Origin of the sequence: Weizmannia agrestimuris, from assembly GCF_943193165.1 — a bacterium.
Classification (GTDB): domain Bacteria; phylum Bacillota; class Bacilli; order Bacillales; family Bacillaceae_C; genus Weizmannia; species Weizmannia faecalis.
Map to the genome: position 1 here is coordinate 22,214 of NZ_CALPDC010000037.1, position 7,649 is coordinate 29,862.

Annotated in this window: 7 protein-coding genes; 2 read left to right on the top strand and 5 right to left on the bottom strand. The window is 47.4% G+C overall.

Features of this window, described 5'->3' with window-relative positions; all coding sequences use genetic code 11:
• Positions 1 to 12: 12 nt before the first annotated feature.
• From NFR98_RS12425 to NFR98_RS12440, 4 genes are all read right to left on the bottom strand, one after another.
• Positions 13 to 495 carry a PTS sugar transporter subunit IIA gene (locus tag NFR98_RS12425; RefSeq protein WP_014096407.1) on the bottom strand — a complete coding sequence of 161 codons (483 nt, stop codon included), beginning with the start codon at positions 493 to 495 and terminating at the stop codon, positions 13 to 15.
• Positions 496 to 1,027: 532 nt separating this feature from the next.
• On the bottom strand, positions 1,028 to 2,557 hold the full coding sequence (gene opuFB, locus NFR98_RS12430) for an osmoprotectant update ABC transporter permease/substrate-binding subunit OpuFB (protein WP_017550606.1): 1,530 nt from the start codon (positions 2,555 to 2,557) through the stop codon (positions 1,028 to 1,030).
• Entirely contained in the window at positions 2,550 to 3,503 is a 954-nt protein-coding gene (opuFA, locus tag NFR98_RS12435) for an osmoprotectant update ABC transporter ATP-binding subunit OpuFA (RefSeq protein ID WP_017550607.1), read from the bottom strand. Before opuFA ends, opuFB begins: the two co-directional genes overlap by 8 nt.
• Before the next feature lie 554 nt (positions 3,504 to 4,057).
• Positions 4,058 to 5,035, bottom strand: coding sequence for a 2-hydroxyacid dehydrogenase (locus NFR98_RS12440; RefSeq protein ID WP_251460218.1), 978 nt, complete (start codon positions 5,033 to 5,035; stop codon positions 4,058 to 4,060).
• Positions 5,036 to 5,206: 171 nt separating this feature from the next.
• On the opposite strand from NFR98_RS12440, the gene NFR98_RS12445 reads away from it, so the two are divergent.
• Positions 5,207 to 5,665, top strand: a complete 459-nt coding sequence (locus NFR98_RS12445) for a CBO0543 family protein (RefSeq protein WP_251460220.1) — start codon at positions 5,207 to 5,209, stop codon at positions 5,663 to 5,665.
• Positions 5,666 to 5,787: 122 nt separating this feature from the next.
• On the top strand, positions 5,788 to 6,135 hold the full coding sequence (locus NFR98_RS12450) for a DsrE family protein (protein WP_302466989.1): 348 nt from the start codon (positions 5,788 to 5,790) through the stop codon (positions 6,133 to 6,135).
• A 109-nt stretch (positions 6,136 to 6,244) separates the two neighbouring features.
• Here NFR98_RS12450 and NFR98_RS12455 read toward each other — a convergent pair whose 3' ends face one another.
• A complete protein-coding gene (locus tag NFR98_RS12455; protein WP_019721047.1) occupies positions 6,245 to 7,423 on the bottom strand; it encodes an acetyl-CoA C-acetyltransferase in 1,179 nt (392 codons plus the stop codon).
• Positions 7,424 to 7,649 lie beyond the last annotated feature (226 nt).

Consider the following 7,649-nt stretch of genomic DNA (forward strand, 5'->3'; position numbering starts at 1 on the left):
TTGTTGGCGATCTTACAACTGGGCAACCATGACCACCGTTTCTTTCGGCATAGCATCCAAATTTATTTTTTTGTCAAGATGAACTGCCTCGCCGTTTGTCACCACGATGGATGTGATGGTATCCGCCGCTTTTTCTTGAATCAATGCCAGATCAAAGGTGATGAGCGTATCGCCTTTTTTCACCTTATCGCCTGCTTTTACAGCGGTTTCAAATCCTTCCCCGTTTAATGTCACCGTTTCCAACCCAATATGAATTAAAAGTTCCAGCCCGGATGCGCCGCGCAGCCCGATGGCATGCTTCGTCGGAAAGACTTGCACCACTTCCCCGTCAAATGGCGCCACGAGGAGGCCTTCGGTTGGTTTTATCGCAATGCCGTCCCCCATCATTTTTTCGGAAAAAGTTGGGTCCGGCACTTCTTCAATGGCAACAACCTGCCCTCTTACCGGAGCAAAAATACGTTCTTCCTTTGGCTTCTTTTGAAATAATTTAAACATGATTGCCACCTCACTTTATTTCACAAAACCGTTTTCATTTACTCGTAATCTTGTATATACATCTTACATTCTCATCATATCCTGTATATACAAGTTTGTCAATAGCGCTTTCTTTTTCCCAGAAATAAAATGCTGCCGGTGTTTCATGGGGTGGGAAAATACGATTCAGGCATTGATTGAAGAGGCAAGGGGCAGACTACTAGATATGCTGATGCTAGGGCAGGGAATTGAAAAATTGTGGCAGGATCGTGGAATAACCTAACATGTCGATGGACGAGGGCAAAAATAAACTTAAGTTTTTACCATAAGCTCAAGCACCCATTTGCATGATAACTCCATTTTACAGCAGGCAACAGGCTGCAATATTTTGTGCATTTTATATCGCAGACAAATTTCGTGCCGGGCAATTTCCACCCGATACGGGGCGAAATTCCCGGCACAGATTAAAACTTTGGACTACCTTTGCAACAAGAGGTTCACGCATTCAACGATGCACCGTAACGTTTCCGCGGCACGCCCCGGCATAATCCGGTCACTTTTTCAGGAGCCCTTCTTTTACTAAAAAGGCTCTTGCAACATCTTCCGCTTTCTTACCTTTGACACCGACTTCATAATTCATTTTCTGCATTTGGGTGTTTGTAATCTTCCCGGCCAGCTTGTTCAATGCCGGCACAATTTCCGGATATTTGTCAACCGTTTCCTGCCGCAATAAAGGCGAACCCTGGTATGGCGGGAAGAAATGCTTGTCATCTTCAAGAACGACCAGGTGATACCTTTGCAGTTCGCCATCTGTGGAGTAGGCGTTCATTAGATTCACTTTGCCTTGTTGGATGGCATGGTACCGTACAGACGGATCCATTGTCACCACATGAAAATGCAACCCGTATTTTTTTGACAAACCGGGATATCCGTCTTTGATATCGGCAAATTCGGGGGTAAATCCGGCTTTTACGTCCTGTTCGACTTTTACAAGGTCCGATATCTTTTTCAAATGGTATTTCTTTGCAAAACTTTGCGGAACTGCAATCGCATAAGTGTCATTAAATTTCATTGGGCGTAACAATGCCATCTTGTATTTTTTGGCCATGCCTGCTTTTGCTTGCGCGTACACTTCCTTGCCGTCTGTGCTGACAGGGTTCTCTTTCAGCATGTTGACGATGGCTGTCCCGGAAAATTCCGGATAAAGATCGATATCCTTTGACTGCAACGCATTGAAAACAAAGGTTGTATCGCCCAACCCTGTTTTTAACTTCACTTTTAAATCTGTGTTCTCTTCAATCAGCAACTTGTACATATTGTCCAGAATTTCCGGTTCCGACCCCAGCTTGCCGGCAATCACAATCGTTTTTTGCCCGTCTTTATGAAGCAAGTTTGGCGCAACCAGTGAACCAACGATCAACACGATCATCAAGATAAAAATGCCGGATGCCACCATCATCTTCTTAAAAGAAACTTTTTCAAGCTGCCTGAGCAAAACATCGAAAAGAATGGCCAACAAGGCGGCAGGAATGGCACCGAGAATGACAAGGGCATAATCATTCCGGTCAATGCCAAGCAGGATAATGTCACCCAATCCGCCGGCTCCGATCAGCGCCGCAATCGTCGCTGTTCCGATGATCAAAATAGCCGCCGTCCGGATCCCCGCCATGATAACCGGCATGGCCAGAGGGAGCTCCACTTTTATCAGCCGTTTTCTTCTGTTCATTCCCATCGCCCTTGCTGCTTCCAATAATGAAGGGTCGATTTCTTTAATGCCAGTGTAGGTGTTGCGCAAAAGCGGAAGCAGCGCATATGCGACGAGCGCAATCACAGCCGGGACGGTCCCTATGCCAAAAAGCGGGATTAACAGGCCGAGCAAAGCCAAAGAAGGAATGGTTTGCAGCACGCCGGTTATGCCAATAATGGTTTCCGCAATTTTTTGTTTCCGCGTTAAATAAATGCCGAGCGGGATCGCGATCAATAACGAGAAAAAAAGCGCAATTAATGAAATCTCTATATGTTGTAAAAGGGCGTCCAAAAGCTGGGCTCTCCGGTTTGAAAAGGTGGTGATGAAACTACTCATGCATCCGGCCTCCATCCCTTAAGTATTGTGACATGACTTTCATGGCGTGCGGGCGGTTAATCACCCCGACCATTTTTCCGCCATCCATAACGGCAATCTGTTCAAACGAGGCCAGCTGTTCGAATACCTCTGCCAATGGAGCCTGTAAAGAAACGGTTTTTGTTTGGGGCAATGCCTGTTCATCTGTAACCGGGATCATGAGTTCCTCCAGGCGGACCGGCACCTGTTTGTTCCCGACAAATTCGCGTACAAAATCGTTCGCGGGGTTGGTTAAAAATGCATGCGGCGTCCCGACCTGAACGATTTCCCCGTCTTTCATGAGACAAATCCGGTCCCCGAGTTTCAATGCTTCCCGCATATCATGGGTAACAAAAACGATTGTCTTTTTCAGCCTCTGTTGAATTTCAAGCACATCATCCTGCAATTTTTCCCGGCTAAACGGATCGAGCGCGCTGAATGGCTCATCCATCAAAATGATTTCCGGGTCGGCAGCCAAAGCCCGTAGGACGCCCACTCTTTGTTGTTGCCCTCCGGAAAGTTCATGAGGTTTCCGGTTCCGGTATTCTTTCGGGTCCAGGCCCACCATTTCCAGCAATTCATCGACACGGGTACGGATTCTTTTTTTGTCCCAGTTTTTCAGTTCCGGCACAACCGCAATATTTTCCGCAATGGTCATATGCGGGAAAAGCGCAATTTGTTGGAGCACGTATCCGATATCCCAGCGAAGTTCATGAATATCATAATCGCTGATTTTCTTTCCGTTAATTCGGACCCAGCCTTTTGACAGTTCGATGAGGCGGTTGATCATTTTTAATGTTGTCGTCTTCCCGGAGCCGCTCGGGCCGATCAGAACGAAAAATTCCCCTTTTTCTATTTCCAAATCCAGAGACTTTACAGCAAGGGTCCCGTTCGGAAACTGTTTCGATACATGTTCAAACCGGATCATTTTATCTCTCCTTTATCATGGATTCCCGATTATCCGGCACTTGGTCTTCACCGGGTTTTCGGAATAGAATGTTTCTGCATTCATCGGGTTCGTGGGCTGGGGCGGCGTTTTTTGGCAAAATGCCTGCCCGCTCCTTCATTTATAGCCTGCCTGTGTTTATTTTTAACCAAAATTTTGCGGGCTCTCATTACTTAGAACGGTTCCATTCCGGGCCGGCATAGGATATTTTTACAAAATAAACCCGTCCAAAAAGAACAATTGTTCCTCATTATATTACATAGACTGATGGTTTGTCTACATCCCCGCTTACTCATTGATATACCCCTTTGGAAAATAAAAAAAGCGGATGGCCCCGCCGTGAAACCGTGGCGTTCCCCGGCAAGCAACCCGGCCGGGGGACGCCCATTGAAATTATTTTTGTCAGAACCGTTCCCATTGCCATCAGGGTTCTCTGCCTGGATTTCAGGATTTCCTGCATCATACCAAAACAAAACAGCGCTTGCCGGACGAATCGGGATCTCCCTCAATCGGAATCGTTCAGCAAGCATTCGCGATTACGCCCGGCCGCGAAAAACTTCCCGGTTAATCAAATTGGGCGGGCATTCTCCAAGCAGCCCCTTCGTGAGATTTTCAACCGCAAGTTTTGCCATTGCATATCGTGTTTCATGGGTAGCAGAGCCGATATGCGGAAGGGTGACGACATTGTCCATTTTTAAAAGCGGGTTATCCGTCGAAACGGGTTCCTGTTCATACACATCAAGGCCGGCTGCATAAATTGTTTTTTCCTGAAGGGCTTTGATAAGCGCCGCTTCGTCTACTGTCCCGCCCCTTGAACCATTGACAAAAACGGCCGTTTTCTTCATCAATTTCAATTCCTGTTCCCCGATTAGCCGGTGCGTTTCGGGGGTAAGCGGCACCATCAGGCAAATGAAGTCCGATTTTTTCAGCAGTTCATCAAGCCCGCAGTATACCGCACCATACAGCTGCTCGGCTTCCGGGTCGCGGGAACGGTTATGGTACAAAATGTCCATATCAAAACCGAAATGGGCCCGTTTCGCAATTTTGTTTCCGATTCTGCCCATGCCGATGATGCCAAGCGTCTTATGGTGGATATCAATGCCGTAATGTTCAGTGGAAACAGGCGCTTTCCAATTCCCGGTTTTGACAAGCCGGTCCAGTTCCGTAAATCGCCGTGCCGCTGCAAGCATCAAGCCAAAGACGGTATCCGCTGTTGTTTCATCGAGCACACCCGGCGTATTGGTTGCCATAACCCCCCGCTCTGTCAGCAACGGGATATCGAGATTGTCATATCCGACCGTTATATTGCTGATGATTTTCAAGGTCGGTGCGTGATCCAGCAATTCTTTTCCCGCCCGGAGCCAGGAACCGAGCAGCCCGTCCGCTTCCGTTAAGCCGGGCAGAAGATCGGAAATATTCTTGCATCCTGGTATGTAGCGTACCTCAAATGTTTCCTTCAGCTTTTCAATCAAATCCTCAGGCAGTTCGCTGTATACCAATACTTTTTTCGCCAAATGAGCCATCCCCCTTTGTTTACGCTATTCTTGTAAAATTATAACAAAGAATAAGGCGGGCGTCCTTTGGCCGGTTTCACCGGTTTCCGGCAATGTGTGATTTCCTGTAATCTCCCGGCCAAAATAGGAAAGGATAAGAAAAAGCCAATCCTGGAATCGGGGTGTTGAAGCATGGTATTCCTTATCATCTTGATGATTGTCCTGAATCTGTTTGCTTTTCTCATGCCAAAAAAATTTAGCGGCATTGAAATGCTGTGTACCACCCTGTTTGCCATGTACCTTGAATTAATCGTCAATTTATTTCTGGATATCAAATATGATCTTTTTGGATATTTTACAAAAGGCGTCGACCGGAAAAGCCTTTATTATTTGTTTGGGATTTATCCGGCCATCAATATTCTCTTTATCAACTTTTTTCCAAACCGGTTCCGTGCCCGGTTTCTCTATATTGCAGGATGGACCATTATCGCACTGGTTTTCGAGTTTTTGTTCAGAGTGACGGGCACGTTTTACTACAATGGCTGGAAACCTGTGTATTCTGCTATTGCTTATCCGATCCTCTTTTGCATCCTGGCGTTATTCTATAAGATTGTTCATCTGCTTTTGCTCAAAAATACCCTCAACCGCTAGGCACCCAAATAAATGGTTAAAGAAACTGCGGCACTGAACGCCCCGTGCTTAGGACGGCCGCCGTATCTATGGCACGGGAAAAACCTGGCAGGATTTGCTAAAATAGAAAGAAAGCCAGTGAGGTGGAGACATTGAAAAACAAAGTTATTTTGCTTGCTTCAGATCAGCTTGGAAAAGGGGAACAAGAATTAGGGGAAGGATTGTTGGAAACCTTCTTTACTATCCTGAAGCAAAAGGAAGAACTGCCAGCCGCTGTTTTTTGCGTAAACCGCGGTGTGTTTACGTTAACAGAAGGCTCGCTCGTTTCCCTACAATTGAAAGAATTGGAGGAAAAAGGCGTGGACGTTCTTGCTTGTAAAACCTGCGTGGACTTTTATGGGCTGAACGAAAAACTTGCAGCTGGAAAAATCAGCAGCATGGCACAATTTGCAGAATTAGCATCCAAATATGAAGTCCTTACGTTATCCTGACCCAAGGGAGAAAAATGCTATCCGAAATGAAAAAAAGAGGAAAAGCCTTGCACCGGGCAGGGCTTTTCCTCTTTTTTTAAACATCCGGTCCGGCAAAATGCCAGTGGTGTCAGGAGCGCCCGACCAGCATCGAAATGCCGATGCCGCCGCCGACACAGAGCGAGGCGAGGCCGGTGCGCACATTTCTTTTTTTCATTTCATGCAAAAGCGTAACGAGAATTCTTGCGCCGGATGCCCCGATTGGATGCCCCAGTGCAATGGCGCCGCCGTTGACATTGACTTTTTCCGGATCAAGCCCCAAATCCCTGACAACGGCAAGGCTCTGGGAAGCAAAAGCTTCGTTCAGCTCGATTAAATCCACCTTTTCAAGGGATGCACCGGTCTTTTCAAGCAGCTTTTGAATGGAGTAATAAGGGGCATAACCCATGATGGAAGGGTCCGTTCCTGCTTCTGCATACCCTTTGATGACCCCGAGATAAGGAATCTTTTTTTCATCCGCAAGTGATTTTTCCATTAAAACAACTGCAGCTGCGCCGTCATTGATCCCCGAAGCATTTCCCGCTGTGACAGTGCCATCTTGGAGAAAAGCGGGTTTCAGCTTCGCGAGCCCGCCAAGCGTCGTATCGGGGCGGATATGCTCATCATCGGCAAACAGCATTTCGCTTCTTCTCTGTTTTACTTTTACCGGCACAATTTCGTCTTTGAAGCGGCCGGCCTTTTGTGCCTGCGCGGCTTTTTGCTGGGATTGAAGCGCAAAACGGTCCTGTTCCTCGCGGGAAATGCCGAATTGCTCCGCCACTTTTTCCGCCGTCAAACCCATATGGATGCCTTCAAATGCATCCGTCAGGCCGTCGCGCAGCATACTGTCTGCCATCGCCATATTGCCAAGCTTATGGCCCCAGCGTGCCTGCTCTGCAAGATAAGGCGCACGCGACATGTTTTCCGCCCCGCCAGCAACCGTTATTTTCGCCTCGCCAAGCTGAATCATCTGGGCAGCAAGCAGCACAGCTTTCAATCCGGAGCCGCACACTTCATTCACGGTGACGGCAGGCACTTCATACGGAATGCCGGCTCTGACTGCCATTTGCCGGGCCGGGTTTTGGCCGAGGCCAGCCGAAAGAACATTGCCAAAAACGGCATAATGGACCTCCCGTGCAGAAACGCCGGCGCGCCGGATCGCTTCTTCTGCGGCAATCGCGCCCAGTTCCACAGCGGATATATCTTTTAAACTGCCGCCGAATTTCCCGATCGGGGTCCGGACGGCGCTGATAATCGCAACTTCATGCATATACGTTTACTCCCTCTCTGTCATTTCCCATCCACAATCTTTGCAACTTGTACTATAATGGGAAGGTGTCAGTGTGTCGTGATAAGTTGTATTTCGACACCGTTTATATTAAATTATTTAGTACAGTTTCTCAAATTTCAATAACAATTCGTATGTGTCAAGTTTTTCTCGACAAGGTTTAAATATCGGGTATTCCAAGACACTCTTTTTGTACACTTTCGGCTAC